This window comes from Xanthomonas hortorum pv. pelargonii, assembly GCF_024499015.1.
Lineage (GTDB): Bacteria > Pseudomonadota > Gammaproteobacteria > Xanthomonadales > Xanthomonadaceae > Xanthomonas > Xanthomonas hortorum_B.
Map to the genome: position 1 here is coordinate 2,104,264 of NZ_CP098604.1, position 14,212 is coordinate 2,118,475.

General features: G+C 62.8%; 11 protein-coding genes. 2 read left to right on the forward strand and 9 right to left on the reverse strand.

From position 1 onward, the window contains the following. Positions 1-17: 17 nt before the first annotated feature. The 3 genes from NDY25_RS09390 to NDY25_RS09400 form a co-directional block, all read right to left on the reverse strand. Positions 18-2,546 carry a serine/threonine-protein kinase gene (locus tag NDY25_RS09390; RefSeq protein ID WP_256627897.1) on the reverse strand — a complete coding sequence of 843 codons (2,529 nt, stop codon included), beginning with the start codon at positions 2,544-2,546 and terminating at the stop codon, positions 18-20. Beyond that, positions 2,525-3,064, reverse strand: coding sequence for an ECF-type sigma factor EcfK (gene ecfK / locus NDY25_RS09395; protein ID WP_104552342.1), 540 nt, complete (start codon positions 3,062-3,064; stop codon positions 2,525-2,527). The genes NDY25_RS09390 and ecfK overlap by 22 nt, the downstream gene beginning before the upstream one ends. 133 nt (positions 3,065-3,197) lie before the next feature. Next, positions 3,198-3,620 carry a DUF2147 domain-containing protein gene (locus NDY25_RS09400; RefSeq protein ID WP_168957487.1) on the reverse strand — a complete coding sequence of 141 codons (423 nt, stop codon included), beginning with the start codon at positions 3,618-3,620 and terminating at the stop codon, positions 3,198-3,200. 558 nt (positions 3,621-4,178) lie between these two features. On the opposite strand from NDY25_RS09400, the gene NDY25_RS09405 reads away from it, so the two are divergent. After that, positions 4,179-5,519 (forward strand): serine hydrolase domain-containing protein, encoded by a 1,341-nt coding sequence (locus NDY25_RS09405; protein WP_233366342.1) that lies wholly within the window; start codon positions 4,179-4,181, stop codon positions 5,517-5,519. A 352-nt stretch (positions 5,520-5,871) separates the two neighbouring features. Here the strand turns inward: NDY25_RS09405 and NDY25_RS09410 are convergent, their stop codons facing one another. Both NDY25_RS09410 and NDY25_RS09415 read right to left on the reverse strand, forming a co-directional pair. Continuing rightward, on the reverse strand, positions 5,872-6,297 hold the full coding sequence (locus tag NDY25_RS09410; RefSeq protein WP_168957489.1) for a hypothetical protein: 426 nt from the start codon (positions 6,295-6,297) through the stop codon (positions 5,872-5,874). A 244-nt stretch (positions 6,298-6,541) separates the two neighbouring features. Beyond that, complete coding sequence (locus tag NDY25_RS09415; protein ID WP_233366344.1) at positions 6,542-7,609, reverse strand: patatin-like phospholipase family protein; 1,068 nt, start codon at positions 7,607-7,609, stop codon at positions 6,542-6,544. A gap of 489 nt (positions 7,610-8,098) precedes the next feature. On the opposite strand from NDY25_RS09415, the gene tagK reads away from it, so the two are divergent. Continuing rightward, positions 8,099-8,758: a transcriptional regulator TagK gene (tagK, locus tag NDY25_RS09420; RefSeq protein WP_168957490.1), complete on the forward strand. Its 660-nt coding sequence runs from the start codon at positions 8,099-8,101 to the stop codon at positions 8,756-8,758. A gap of 132 nt (positions 8,759-8,890) precedes the next feature. Here the strand turns inward: tagK and NDY25_RS09425 are convergent, their stop codons facing one another. The 4 genes from NDY25_RS09425 to NDY25_RS09440 all read right to left on the reverse strand — a co-directional run bounded on the left by NDY25_RS09425 (position 8,891) and on the right by NDY25_RS09440 (position 14,188). Then, entirely contained in the window at positions 8,891-9,337 is a 447-nt protein-coding gene (locus NDY25_RS09425; RefSeq protein WP_168957491.1) for a universal stress protein, read from the reverse strand. A gap of 478 nt (positions 9,338-9,815) precedes the next feature. Then, the gene (locus NDY25_RS09430; RefSeq protein ID WP_256627898.1) at positions 9,816-10,352 is read right to left on the reverse strand and encodes a hypothetical protein; all 537 of its coding nucleotides are present in this window, start codon (positions 10,350-10,352) and stop codon (positions 9,816-9,818) included. Positions 10,353-10,466: 114 nt separating this feature from the next. After that, positions 10,467-12,653, reverse strand: coding sequence for a DNA helicase II (gene uvrD / locus NDY25_RS09435; RefSeq protein WP_168957493.1), 2,187 nt, complete (start codon positions 12,651-12,653; stop codon positions 10,467-10,469). Between the two features lie 143 nt (positions 12,654-12,796). Next, a complete protein-coding gene (locus NDY25_RS09440) occupies positions 12,797-14,188 on the reverse strand; it encodes an FAD/NAD(P)-binding protein (RefSeq protein WP_168957494.1) in 1,392 nt (463 codons plus the stop codon). Between the last annotated feature and the right edge of the window lie 24 nt (positions 14,189-14,212).

Here is a 14,212-nt window from a genome sequence, read left to right on the forward strand (position 1 = left end):
GTGATGCCAACTTCGTATCAGCGTTGCGCAACAGCGGTGGTGGTCTCTGCGCTTGAGATGGCCGGCATTGCCTTGGCCGCTGCGGCCAGCGCCAGGGTCTGGCGTGCGGCAAGCAGCGGTTCTTCGGCATCGCCGTAGATACCGGTCAACATCTGCAGCGCTTGCTGCGCGTGGTCGCGCGCAGCGGCGATCTGGCCAAGCCTGCGCTCGGCCTCGGACATGCCGCGCAGGATCTCGGCGGTCTGTGGATGCGCACGGCCCAACACGCGCAAGGACGAGGCCAGGCAAGCGCGCTGTTCGACCAATGATGCCTGCACCTGCCCGGCATCCAGCAACCAGAAGGCATGGTTGCTGCGGTAGGTGATCGTGGCCCGCGCATCGTCGCCGAAGGCGGCGCGTGCGCGCTCCATCGCAGCGCGGTAATGCGGGCCGGCTTCGGCCAGCTTGCCTTGCTGACGCAAGGTGTCGGCGAGATTGCCTTCCACCATCAAGGTATCGGCGGCGTTGTCGCCGTACAGCTTGCGGGTAATACGCAGCAGCGGCGCGAGTTCGGCTTCGGCAGCGGCAAACTCGCGCTGCATCAGCAAAAACACCGCCAGGCTGTTGCGCATCGACAGCACCAGCGGATGCTCTGGCCCACGCACGCCAATGCGCTCGCGCAGCAGGCTGCGCTGCAAGGCGATGGCCGGTGCAAGCTGCCCATTCCCAGCCAGCATGCCGGCGTAGCTGTTGCCGGCATCGATGCGGCGTTCTGCTGTGGTGGCCACGTTGGCCAATGCGGCGACGTAGGCATGCCGGCTTTCCGCCAGCGCCTCCAGCATGCGGCCTTGATCGCGCAGCGCCCATGCCAGCCGGGCACGCATGTCGTTACCCAGGCTCTGCTGCTTTGCGCTGCCGCGCGCGGCCTGCGCCATGCCGGCGCGCAGCACGCGCTCGGCCTCGCGCGATTGACCCGCACCACTGAGCGCCTGGCCCAGCATGGAGGCCGCTTCCAGCGCCGGCTCGCTGCCGGCACCCGTGCTCTGCTGCGCCAGCGCCTGCGCGGTGCGCAGATGCGCAACCGCCTGCGGATAGTCCGACAAGGCGATCAGCGTGCGACCCAGCGTCAGTTCCACCTCGGTGCGTGCATCCGGTTGATCGGCCAGCTCGCGCGCGGCGCGCTGCGAGGCCTGCTGCAGCAAGCGCAACATCAGCGTCTTGTCCAGATCCTGCGCGATGCCAGGGTCCACGCTGGACAACACCGAGCTCATGAAATCGCCAGTGACCTGCGCGCGTTGCGCATCGCGCGCGGCTTGCTGCAGCGACCACAACGTGGCGCCCAGACCACCCATCAGCGCGATCGACACAAGACCGGCAGCCAGCACGCCGCTGCGATGGCGTTGGGCGAACTTGCGCAGCCGCCACCACCGGCCCGCCTGCAACGCGCGTGGCGGGTAGCCATCGAGCCAACGATGCAGTTCGTCCAGCAAGGCCGATACCGACGCATAGCGTGCAACGGGCTCGGGCGCCAACGCGCGCAACACGATCGCATCCAGGCCGTCGCGCAATTGCCGCTGCAGTCGGGCGTGGGTGGTCGCGCGTGCGGCGCAGATCCGTGCACGCGCATCGGCCGGCACTGCCGCCACGCGCTGCGAGGGGGGCTGCGGCAGCCCATCCTGCCCGGCCACCGGTGCCAGCCCGCAGCTCAACTCATAGAACATTGCGCCCAACGCATAGATGTCGCTGCGCGCATCCACGTCCTGCTCGCCGCGCGCCTGTTCCGGGCTCATGTAGCCGGGCGTACCGCGGCCATGCGCGGAGGTCATGCCGGGATTGGCCGCATCGATGGCGATGCCGAAGTCGATCACGCCCGGCATCGGCCGCCCATCGATGTCGCTGACCAGCACGTTGCTGGGTTTGAGGTCGCGATGGATCACGCCTTTCTGGTGTGCGTGCTGCACCGCCTCGCTCACCCGCAGCATCAACAACACGCGCGCATGCAGCGAGAGCAGATGCGCATCGCACCACCAGGTGATCGGCTCGCCGCGCAGGTATTCCATCACCAGATACGGGCGGCCGTGCGCATCGGTGCCCACATCGTGAATCTGCGCGATCGCCGGGTGCACCATTTGCGCCAGCAAGCGGCATTCGAACTCGAACAACGCGCGGCCCTGCACATCCAGCGCATCGGCGGCCACCAGCTTGATCGCCACCTCGCGCTCGTAAGCGCCGTCGGCGCGATGGCCCAAATACACCTGACCCATGCCGCCGGCGCCGATCAGGCGGTCGATCGCCCATGCACCAAAGCGCGTGCCGGCCGGCAGCTCCGGCAATGGCGCGCGTAAGGCGGCCACGGCCTGTTTCAACGGCGCACGCACGCGCAGCGTGGCCTGCGATTCCACCGCCAGCATCGCCAGCAACGCATCGCGCAGCACCACATCGTCACCGGCCTGCGCACGCGCGGATGCCTCGCGCGCCTCCACCGGCAGTAGGCAGGACTGATGAAATAACGCCTCCAGGCGTTGCCAGGAAGTGGCGACAACGCTCACAGCTGCGCCGCCAGCCACACCCGCGCAAAGCGCAGATCGCGCTCCAGCGTGGGCACCGACACCTCCAGTTGCTCGGCCGCCTCGGCCACACTGAAACCCACCAGCTCGGTCAGCGCGAACGCCTTGGCCTTGCGCTCGTCCACGCGCGCCAGCTTGTCGAAGGCATCGGCCACCATCAGCAAGGCCTCCGGTCGCGGCGCGCCATCGGACAGACTGATGGTCAACGTCACCGCCTGCCCACCCCGCTTGGCGCTGGCCTGCTGCCGCGCCAGATCCACCAACAGGTGGCGCATCTGCAGTGCGGCAACCGAATAGAAGTGCGCACGCGAGCGAAAGCCCTGCTGCCCCTGCTCCAGCCGCATCCACGCCTCATGCACCAGCTCGGTGGCCTGCAGCCCGCCGCGCGCATTGCGCCGCAGTAGCCGCAACGCCGTCTCGCGCAGCACCATGTACACCTGCCGCGCCAATGCATCGCCCGCGCCGGGCTCCTCGCGCTGCCAGGCCTGCAACAACTCGGTGATCGGCAGCTCGGACATCGGGCCCATCTCGCCTGCGTGGGAGCGCAGTATCCCGCATTGGCGGCCGGGTAGGCGTTTCAAAACCAAACGGTTTAGCTCGCTTGCGCCGGACCTGGCAAACGCGCCTCGGGCCGGCCAGGTCAGGCAGCCATCAAGGTGCGGGCTGCCAGGTCGGCCCCTGACATATGAAGGCCACGCAGCCCTCCACCTTCAAGGAGCCATCGGCGCCACGCTTGATCTTGGCGTTGTAGGTCTTGCCGGATTCGGGGTTGTAGATCTTGCCTTTCCACAGATCTCCTGCATCCACCAGCTCGCTGAGGATCACCGTGCCTTCCATGGGGTTGTGGCGCTTGGCCGGATCCGGATTGAACGCATCGGTCTTCCGGCTACCGGGCTTGGTCCGCAGCACCTTGACGATGGTGCCGCACAGCGACGTGCCGCAGGGCTGGATGTCGACCAGTGCCTGCTGGTTATCGGTGAACCATTTTCCGGTGATGGGTTCGGCGGCGAATGCAGGCGTGCTCTGCACGACAAGGCCGAAAACGACATAACATACTGCAGAGATGCATTTCATTGGATTTCCCCAAGCTTCGATAAGAGCAATTGACGCGCGAACGTGCTTTCGCTGATGCAGCGTCGCTGACACAGCCGCAGCAGCGTTAGAATCAGGCGAGTCAGATCGTATCGATGCAGTCTTGGGAGATGATTAGATCACTTGCCAGCAAGCACGCATGGCCGCATCCATGGAAACTTTTGACCTGATATCAGGCTTGCACCGATTGCGCTTACCTTGCTGATGTCGAATAGCTTGGTGACCGAAGTAACAAGCGAACCTCGCCCACTGCTATCGCCCAGAAAAAATTTCAATCGCATTGCATCATCACAAGAGCAAATCGTTAGCTGGGCATCCTGCAAACGCTGGCTCACTTCTCCCACTGCCTCGCCCTAAAGTACAAGGATCGTCATGTCTGTCATCCATCGTCGTGAGCTGTTGATTGGCGGGCTGACGTTGCCACTGTGGTCACTGCCGATCGCTGCTCATGCAAAAACATCAAGCCCGCCTGCATCGTTCGAAACATTGCTGCGCCCAACCGTGCACACCGGTCAGGAGCAGTGGGCCTTGCAAGCACGCATGCAACATCACCGAGTGCCAGGCGTGGCAGTTGCGATCCTGCGCGGGGGACAGATCCACAGCATCAAAGGCTTCGGATCGACAACGGCGGGACGTCGCTCACCGATCGGCGAAGACACCTTGTTCTCGGTTGGCTCGGTCAGCAAGGTAGTGACGGCCGCGCTGTGCGTGAAGCTTGCCGCGCTTGGCATCGTGGATCTGGATACAGACGTCGGCACCTGGCTACGCCGTTGGCAGATACCGCAAGGGCCGGACGGCGATACCAGCAAGATTTCCCTGCGCATGCTGCTGTCGCATACAGCAGGTTTCAACGTGCACGGCTTCAAGGACTTCGACCCAGGCGCTGCATTGCCCACGCTGGTACAGACGCTCACCGGCACATCGCCCGCAGTCAACAAGCCTTTGCAGCGGATCGATATTGCCGGCACCCGCGCGCGTTACTCCGGTGGCGGTTACATGATCGCGCAGGCGGTGATCGAAGACGCTGTGGGCAAACCGTTGAATGCGATTGCCACCGAGCATCTTCTTGGCCCATTGGGCATGCGCAGGAGCCGGTTCGATGCAGGCCTTGCCGCAGACACGCGCGATGTGGCGCACGCACACGACGACTCGGGCGCTCATGTTGCACTACCGCGTGGATGGCAAAGTTTCCCGGAACTGGCGGCGTCCGGCTTCTGGACCTCGGCCAAGGAGTTGAGCCGCTTGGTCATCGCGTTGGGTAGCTCCTACCGCAGCAGTGTCGGATTTCTGCCGCAAGCTTTGGCTATCGACATGATGACCGAGGTGGCCCCCGGCATCCACGGGCTCGGGCCACGCCTCGCCGGGCAAGGGCAATCGCGCATCTTTCATCACGCCGGAGCCAACGACAGCTACAAGGCCTATCTCGAAGGAAATCTCGAGAGCGGCGACGGCCTGATCGTGCTCACCAACGGTGAAAACGGCGACTTGCTCCATAACGAGATTCGCAACGCGGTCTCCGATGCGCAGCATTGGCCAGGCGATTGGTCGGTGCAAGTCAGCCCGGTCGATTTCACAGCCCTCCTGAAGGACTACACCGGCCGCTATGTGCGGCGGCCCAATCAGGAACCGCTGCTCACCGGCGTGCTGGATCTGAGCTTTCTCGGCGAGGAGGTCGTGATTTCGCAAAGCAGCGAGGGATTGGTGCTGGAAGGTAAAAGCAGGCCTCGCTCGCTGAAGCCGCTCAACAGCCATCGCTTTGTTGCCGATGCAGCGATTCCTGCGGGGACGCTGCAGTTTCAGTTTGATCGAGACAGCGATCGTCGTGTGGTGACGCTGAGAGTGATGGCTGGGGATGGAGTGATGGTTTTTGCGCCCGAGTGAAGCAAGCTTGGAAAGCAGCATAAAATTTCTACCATGGCGCCGATGGCTGGTAACAGAGCACGGGCATGATGCCCGAAGCACGCCGTCGCATTTACTGCCCCCTATCGTGGCAAATAACATTGGCTGATTCGCATAAAGTCTCGGTCATGGGTGTCACCAGAGTGTGCACACCAATTGATTCGGCGCCTGGACTCATGCCGCTTGCCAACGTCTTCCAAGCTCGAGTCATGATCAGGAATTAGATAGACGCACTATCCGACACAACGTCTTGGGGCCCCGTCGGGATCGAGACGCGTTGAAAAACCGGCCGCAATCGATTCGTTGCGGCCGGTCTTTGCCTGACATCCTGCAATCAGCTGCCTTTGATAAAGGCAATCGCCGGATCACTCGAGTTGTACCTCACGTAATGGTCGCCATTGCGATACGTGTTGACCTGATAGCTGTCGCCTGTCTTGTCGTAGAAATAGTAGTCGTAGTGTTCGGTGTTGCTGAAATACAGGATATATGCCCAGGTCCCGCCGTAGGCTCCAAGATTATAGCGAGAAATCGCGGCAATCGATTTGACCTCTGCGGTGGTATCGGTCCAATTGTTTCCGGTCAGCGGCCAAGCGACAGCAATGCCGAAATCTCTCTTCGCTTCTTCGCCTGCAGCATCGGCTTGCTCCGTCTCCTGGCTGCTGCCGCGAAACCCGATTTGGTAGGGAATTCCTTTGTCGCTGACGGCGTCGGTCCATTCGATACCGGATTCATCATGCGGATGTGGCGATGCGTTGCTCATTCGTTATCTCCTGATGGCAAACCAAGACAATGCGTTCCGGCTGGAACACTGCTACAACCTGAAAGTGATGACGATGTCGCTGCCGGCGTGTCCCGATTCCGGGTCAACGCCAGACTGGCAAACAACGCAGAGCGAGCTGCGAGGTAGATGTGGACGAAACGATTGGAACCTAGCGTGCGGGCTGTCCACGCAGCTGCGCTCCGGCAGCTCCACGCTGCACCTACGCGAAAATCCGATATTTGCCCTATTTCCAGCGGCTGGCGACCCAGTCACGCGTCTGTTTCCACGCATCTGTCTGCAGGTAAGCCTGGGTTTCGCTGGCCAGATCAGCGACATGCTTCCAGTCATCCAGTGCGTAAGGACGTTTCAGTTCGACATTGGCGCGCTTGAAGTTGCCGGCCAGCACCTGCTCGGCCTGGATGCTTGCAAGTTCGGCCGTTGCATCCATGGTCAGATTCAGTAGCGGCATGGCCGGCACCGAGCCGCTTGCCCAGGGATACAGCCAGGATTTTGCGCCCCAGTCGAGCGGGTTGCCGATTGCGGTGGATGGAATTCCTTGCGGGCTGCTGCCGGTTCCAAGCGAGAGCAGCTGGATATCGCCGACGCTGTTCACCAGGCCACTTGCAATGGCCTCGGCCACGGCGGTCATGGCCGGATTGTTGGCGAACACGCCGCCGTCGGCGAAGAAGCCATAGTCGCCGTATGCTCCGGAAATCCGATAGGGCGGAAAGTAGGTTGGCGCGGCAGACGTGGCCAATGCGGCATCGACCATGCTGATCTGCCTGTACGCATTGTTGACGCCGTTGGAGAACGTGGCAGGCATCCAGTTCCCACTGGTCGCGTCCCACAGGCGCGCGGCGTTGACGACGACGAGCCGCTTCGCATCTGCAAGCGACGTTGTACCCAACAATCCGCTTGCGATCTGGATCAATCCATCGTTCTTGTACTGGCTGCTGAAGAAGCCCGGCCCGCTCCCCAGCGTCGCGTCCACCCCTTGCTGTTGCGACTCGGCCTGTTGATCGAGAAGCCACCCGTTGGGTTCGAAAATGCTTGCGCCTTTGGTCATGTACATCTCGATAATCGTGTTGATCGAGACGTTTTGCACCAATGCCAGAGCAAGCAGGCCACCGGTGGAAGTGCCGGCAAAGCAATTTGCATGGCTGAGGATGTTGCTGTGCTGGTCCAGGTCCTGGATGAGGATCGCGGTGATCAGTCCTCGAATTCCGCCGCCATCGCAGCTGATGATATTGAACGACATTGAAGTCTCCTGGAGAGCGAGCACTGTCTTGAAACGTGTGTACGAAGGCGTCAAGAGCAAGCGATCTGACTGTCCCGCTAGCGCGGGATACCAACAGCTGTCAGGACGATTCCACGTGTGCGTGAGAGTGGTGGCGACGACGCTTCCGTCTCCCGTTGCGTCACCCTAGAAGCACCTTCGTCGATCACCCGACAAATCGTCTCACCGCATTGATCATGTGATCTGCCATCACCTTGCTGCGTGCCTTCGGTCGTGCTGAGCTCGGTATTCACTTGGCGGCCGGCATCGCGCTGCAGACCAGCGAATCAGCGAATCGGCGCGACCTCATGCAGCGCAGCGCTAGCCAGCACTGTTCCCACCCTGATCTCGATGCGATGCCGTTGCTATGGGCCTTGCATTGGGCGCTACCCAAAGCGCAGGCAGGGTCCATGCGGCTTCCCGGCGTCGCGGTGCATTGAGGAAGGGGCCAGCCGGTTGGTCTGGATCGCCGTCGATCGCATCGATGCGTGACGCAGCACGGAGTTCATAAAAGACCGTGATGGGTTGGCGCCGCTTTTCTCGGTTGATCAGATAACAGGCCCCGGGGAGTGGGCCGCAGGCAGCACCCGCATGAGCAACACCGGCTATTACAACGCCATCGTCCCGCAGGCATCGGCATCGGTGGTGGCGCACGCGCCGCTGATGATCGATCTGCTGGCCTACATCGAGCAGCACATCGGCGAGGCCGAGCTCGGTACCGAGTCCTTGCAACAGGCGTTCGCGTTGTCGCGCGCCTCGTTGTACCGGCTGTTCCAGTCGCGTGGCGGCGTGGCCCGCTACATCCGCGAGCAGCGCCTGTGCACCGCGCACCGCTATTTGCAGGCCTACCCGGAGTGCAGCCTGACCTGGTTACTGTATGAGATGGGCTTCGCCTCGGAACGGCAGTTTCAACGCTGTTTTCAGCAGCGTTTCGGCATGCAGCCGATGCAATGGCGCCGCCACTGTCGGGCTGCGCCGGCAACGCATTCGCCGCGCCGCGGCCACTACATGCCGCTATGGCGCTTCATGCGCGAGCTGAGCCAGGAGGCGCAACGCGATCACACGCCGGTGCGCCCTGGCACGCTGCCGGTCCAGCCCGCCCCGCTGATGCATACCGAAGCGCTACGGCGTCTTGCACGGCCGGCGAGCCGCTTTGCGGGTCAGCCTGAAACAATGGAAAACTGATCCGTAATCCGCGTAGGAGCGTGCTTGCGCGCGATGGGGCGTTACCGGTAACGCCTCTCGCGCTCAGGCGCGCTCCTACAGTGGAATGTGCGATGCGCTGAGCGTGTTCTTGCACAGCAAAACATCCGCCAGTCAGCGAATCACCAACACCGGAATCGAACTGTTGGTCAGCACTTCCACCGTCTGGCTGCCGAGCAGCATACGGCGCACGCCGCGGCGCCCGTGCGAGGTCATGATGATCAGATCGCTGTTGCAGTCCTTGGCGGTCTGCACGATGCCTTCGGCAGCGAACCGATCCAGCACGTGATGCGAGGTGGCCTTGATATTGGCCGCCACCGCCAGTTCCAGCGCCGGGCGCAGAATCTTCTCGGCAGCCGCCTCGCGCTCGGTGCGATATTCCGGGCTCGCTTCGTAGCCCACGCTCCAGCCCATCGCGTCGTACATGCCCATCGCCCACGGCTCGGACACGGTGACGATATCGACCTTGCCGCCAGTGGCCTTGGCCAATTCAAGGCCCTGGAACAAACCACGATGCGACAGCTCGGATGCATCGATGGCAATCAGGATACGTTTGTACATGGTGACCTCCGAAGTGACCGGCAGCATCGCCGGTGATGGCAGCCTGACAGGATGCAGCGACGCAGACATTGATGTGAATCAATCCAGCTGCAGCGGTTGCAGTCGTGCTCAAGCAGGGTTGTAGAGCTCGCCCGACGCATTTTTTCGCACATCCTGCCCTGTGTTCCTCTGCGTTCGATTCGACTGCAGAGTGTCACGGATGATGCTGTGAATGCATCGGGCAGCGCACAACGGCACGCTCGTAGTGACAGTTACATGTCCAATTTACGACCGAGATGCGTGGATGCACCGCGCTCGTCTGCTGTCGGATGCGTTGCACATGTGCGCATGATATGGAAACTTTCGCTGGCCGCTGGTATTGCCCAGCTCAACAGCCTCTAGCAGGACTGGCTGAAATTCACGAATGCTCCAGTGTGATCATCGTAGAAAATGTACAGATGCGCAGTGTCGTGACGGAGGCTGCCAATGTCGATCTGCCCTAAAAAACCAACGGCCTTCCTTCAACGAAGGGCCAATCAGGGCCTTGCAGCCACTTCGGCGCCGATTTCAAGAAACGAAAATCCTGCGCGATCTTGTCTTTTAGAATCTTCACCAGTTCCTTTCCCTGGCTATCGCCCAGTCCATCGATAGTGCGGGAAAAGTACCACCATGGAAGATCCAGCCATTTAGGCTGAACCTTCAGCGTCAACTCGAATAACTCGCCATATTTCTCACTACAGCTATGCGCAATCTCGTGTTTCTTCAAGAAGCTGCAAAGTAGCTTTTGAACATTGTAGACAGAGCCGATCCGGCTGTAGTCCTGACTGATCAGATGCTTGTAGAGATCAGCTTCCTGGATGTAGGCAGGAAGTTGAACTTCATTCTTTAGAAGACGTTCGAAGGATGCATCTGACTGAATCTTCCGTTCAAATTCCTCTGCAGAAATCGAGGCTTCCACAAAAGCTTTTATCGTCGCTTCCACCATCATTGCTTCGCTCCGTCCTGTGGAAATTCGCGCATCGCCACTGCCAGCCACGACGTACCCTCATCCGGCGCTGCGCGCCACCTTCTCCCGATGGGAGAAGGGAAAACCTCGTTGTCCAATCAACACCGGCCACCACAGTGCGTCTCCCCGTAGTAGAAGAAACGCCTACATCACCGTCAAATTCGCATACGCCATCACCAGCCACTTGGCGCCGACTTCGTCGAACTGCACCTGCACGCGCGCGTGTGCACCGGCGCCCTCATAGTCCACGACCACACCGCCGCCGAACTTGGGATGTTCGACATTGGCGCCGAGCTTGATCGGTGCGGCTTCGACCACGCCGTGCACCGGGCCGCCGCGTGCCGCGCCCAGCGAGGCGGTGCGCGAGACCTGCACTTTCGGGCGCACTTCGTGCAGCAGGTCGCGCGGGATCTCGCGCAGGAAGCGCGAGGGCACGTTGTAATTGTCCTGGCCGTGGATGCGCCGCGATTCGGCGTAACACAGCACCAGCTTCTGGCGCGCGCGGGTGATGCCTACGTACGCCAGGCGACGCTCTTCTTCCAGCCGCCCGCTTTCTTCCAGCGAACGTGCGCTCGGAAACAAACCATCTTCCAGGCCGACCAGAAACACGATCGGAAATTCCAGGCCCTTGGCCGAGTGCAGCGTCATCAGCTGCACTCCTTCTTCGCCCGCCTGCGCCTGGCCTTCTCCGGCCTCCAGTGAGGCGTAGGCGAGGAAGGCGACCAGTTCGGTCATGCCCTGGCTGTCTTCGTCGTCCGGGCGGGTGAAGCGCGAGGCTACCGAGACCAGTTCGTCCAGGTTCTCGGTGCGCGATTCCGAATCCAGCCCGCTGCGGCTTTCCTTGGCCCAATGCTCGCGCAGGCCCGAACGCATCAGCACATGGTCGATGCGCTCGGCCAGTTCCATGTCGCCGGTTTCGGCATGCAGTTGGCCGACCAGGCTCAGGAACGTGGCCAGCGCATTGCGGGCGCGGGCGGCCAGGGTGTTTTCCTGCGTGCACAGCATCGCCGCTTCCCACAGCGACAGCGCATTGGCGCGTGCCAGCCGGCGCACTTCGTCCAGGGTGCGATCGCCGATGCCGCGCGTGGGCGTGTTGACCGCGCGCTCGAAGGCGGCATCGTCGCTGCGGTTGCTGAGCAGGCGCAGGTAGGCCAACGCATCCTTGATTTCGGCGCGTTCGAAGAAGCGCATGCCGCCATACACGCGGTAGGGCAGCTGCTCGGAAATCAGCGCCTCTTCCAGCGCGCGCGATTGCGCGTTGCTGCGATAGAGCACCGCCACTTCGCCGTAGCTGCCGCCATCGCGCACCCACTGCCGCGCGCGCTCGACCACATAGCGCGCCTCGTCGACTTCGTTGTAGGCCGCATACAAATCGATCGGGTCGCCATCGCCGGAATCGGTCCACAGCTGCTTGCCGATGCGGTCCGGGTTGTGCGCGATCACCGCATTGGCCGCGCCCAGGATATTGGCGCTGGAGCGGTAGTTCTGCTCCAGCCGCACCGTCTGCGCGCCGGGGAAGTCCTTCAAAAAGCGCTGCACGTTCTCGACCTTGGCACCGCGCCAGCCATAGATGGCCTGGTCGTCGTCGCCAACCACGAACACGTGGCCGGTCTCGCCGGCCAGCACGCGCACGAAGGCGTACTGGATGGCGTTGGTATCCTGAAACTCGTCGACCAGAATCTCGCGAAAGCGCGCGCGGTAATGCGCCAGCAAGGCCGGGGTGTCGCGCAGCAGTTCATGCGCGCGCAGCAGCAACTCGGCGAAATCCAGCAGGCCGGAGCGGTCGCAGCGTTCCTGGTAGGCCGCATACACCTGCCGGCGCACCTCGGTCCAGTCGTCGTTGGGTTCGGGCTGGATATGCTGCGGACGCCTGCCTTCGTCCTTCTGCTCGTTGATCCACCAGCTCATCTGCTTGGGCGGATACTTGCTCTCGTCCAGCTCCAGCGACTGCACCACGCGCTTGACCAGCCGCAGCTGGTCGTCGCTGTCCATGACCTGGAAGCCTTCCGGCAGCCGCGCGTCCTGCCAATGCAGCCGCAACAGCCGATGCGCCAGCCCATGGAAGGTGCCGATCCACATCCCGCGGCTGCCGTTACGCAGCTGCAGGTCGGTACGGTGGCGCATTTCGCCGGCGGCCTTATTGGTGAAGGTCACCGCGAAGATGCCGTGGTTGGGCACGCCCTGGACTTCGTTGAGCCAGGCGATGCGATGGATCAGCACGCGCGTCTTGCCGGAGCCGGCACCGGCCAGCACGAGGTAATGCCCCGGCGGCGCGGAAACGGCCTCGCGCTGGGCGGGGTTTAAATGATCGAGCAAATGAGAGACATCCACGGGATCATTTTACCGGTTGTGGCGTCGCTGCGGCTGAGATTGCGATGAAGGGGTTTGGGACGGTGGGTAACCCAGGCTTCGCTCGTACCCTCATCCGGCGCTTCGCGCCACCTTCTCCCAGCGGGAGAAGGGAACAACGCCCCTCACCGCCCAAGCAATACCAGCACATCCCGCGCAATCGCCATTGCCTGCTCACGCAACTCCGGTACCGCCAGGCTTTCCCACAACGCGCCGATCCGCAGACTGCCGATCACCCGCAACCGCGGATCGGCGCGTCCATCGGCATCGATCAGACTGCCATCGGCATCGGTCCCCACCCCGATGCCATGCGGCCCGGCCACTGCGATGCCCTGCCCCAGCAGCTGTTGCAGCAGCGGGTTGCGCATCGCCTGCACGCGCATTTCCACACCGGTGGCGTTGACCAGCGTCTGCACATCCAGCTGCAACGCATGCCCGGCACTGGCGCCGGCACTCACCCGCACGCAGGCGCCAACCTGGAATGCGACATCCAGCCGCGCGCGATGCAGCTGCAGTTGTCCGCGCGCACGCATCGCCTGCAACTGCGCATGCACCGGTGCGGCGATGCGATGACGATGCACATCCCAGTAGCGCACCACATGGCGCAGGAAGCGGCGTTGGTCGGCGACCGACAGCGTCTGCCACAAGGCCTGACTCAACGGGCGGATCCGCTCCATCACACTCTGCCAGGGCAACCCTTGCGCCATCGCCTTGCGCGCATGCTGACGCAGCGCGTGCATGCGCGCACGCAGCGATAGCGCCAGCAACGGCTGCGGATCGAAATCCGCCGCTGCGCAATGCGTCTGCGGCAACGGCAACAAGCCATGCCGCGACACCACGTGCACCGCCCCGCGATGCGCCTGCGCGGCCAGCGTCACCACCGTGTCGACCATGCTCAGCCCCGAGCCGACGATGCACACCGCCGCGTCCTGTGGCAACGCCGCGACCGCTTCGGTATCCCAGGCTTCCACCCGCTGCGCACTCGACAAGCCGGTGGCGCCACGCAGCGGCAACGGCCGTAGCGCATTGCCCACCGCCAGCACCACGCTGGTGGCCTGCAGCGTTTGCCCGTCGTCCAGCTGTAGCAGCGCACCGGAAGCATTGGGCTGCAAGGTCTGCACGCGTGCGGCATACACTGTCAGCGTCGCCGGGCTCTGCGCACGTGCGGCCTGCAAGCGATCGCGCAGATAAGGCGCGTAATGCCGGCGCCCGACGAACTGCTGCGGCAGCTGCGCGTCTTCCAGCTCCGGGCAGCAGGCGTGCGCGCTCAGGTAATCGACAAAATCCTGCGGTGCCTCCACCAGCGCACTCATCCGCGCTGCCGGCACATTGAGCAGGTGTTCGGCACGCGTGGTGGAATACGCCACGCCCTCGCCCAGCAGGGCGTGCGGCTCGATCAACACAATCCGCACCGGCGCGGTCGCCTGACGCAGCAGTTGCAGCGCCACCAGCACACCGGATGCGCCGCCGCCGACGATGGCGATCACTGCATCGCCGGGATCACGCAGTTCATTCATCCGGCAATTGTAGGCGATGCGTCA

Excerpts from the sequence above, each read along its gene's own strand:
- NDY25_RS09440 (WP_168957494.1), bottom strand. The coding sequence starts at position 14,188 with ATGAATGAACTGCGTGATCCCGGCGATGCAGTGATCGCCATCGTCGGC.
- NDY25_RS09410 (WP_168957489.1), bottom strand. The coding sequence starts at position 6,297 with ATGAGCAACGCATCGCCACATCCGCATGATGAATCCGGTATCGAATGG.
- NDY25_RS09400 (WP_168957487.1), bottom strand. The coding sequence starts at position 3,620 with ATGAAATGCATCTCTGCAGTATGTTATGTCGTTTTCGGCCTTGTCGTG.
- ecfK (WP_104552342.1), bottom strand. The coding sequence starts at position 3,064 with ATGTCCGAGCTGCCGATCACCGAGTTGTTGCAGGCCTGGCAGCGCGAG.
- NDY25_RS09425 (WP_168957491.1), bottom strand. The coding sequence starts at position 9,337 with ATGTACAAACGTATCCTGATTGCCATCGATGCATCCGAGCTGTCGCAT.
- NDY25_RS09405 (WP_233366342.1), top strand. The coding sequence starts at position 4,179 with ATGCAACATCACCGAGTGCCAGGCGTGGCAGTTGCGATCCTGCGCGGG.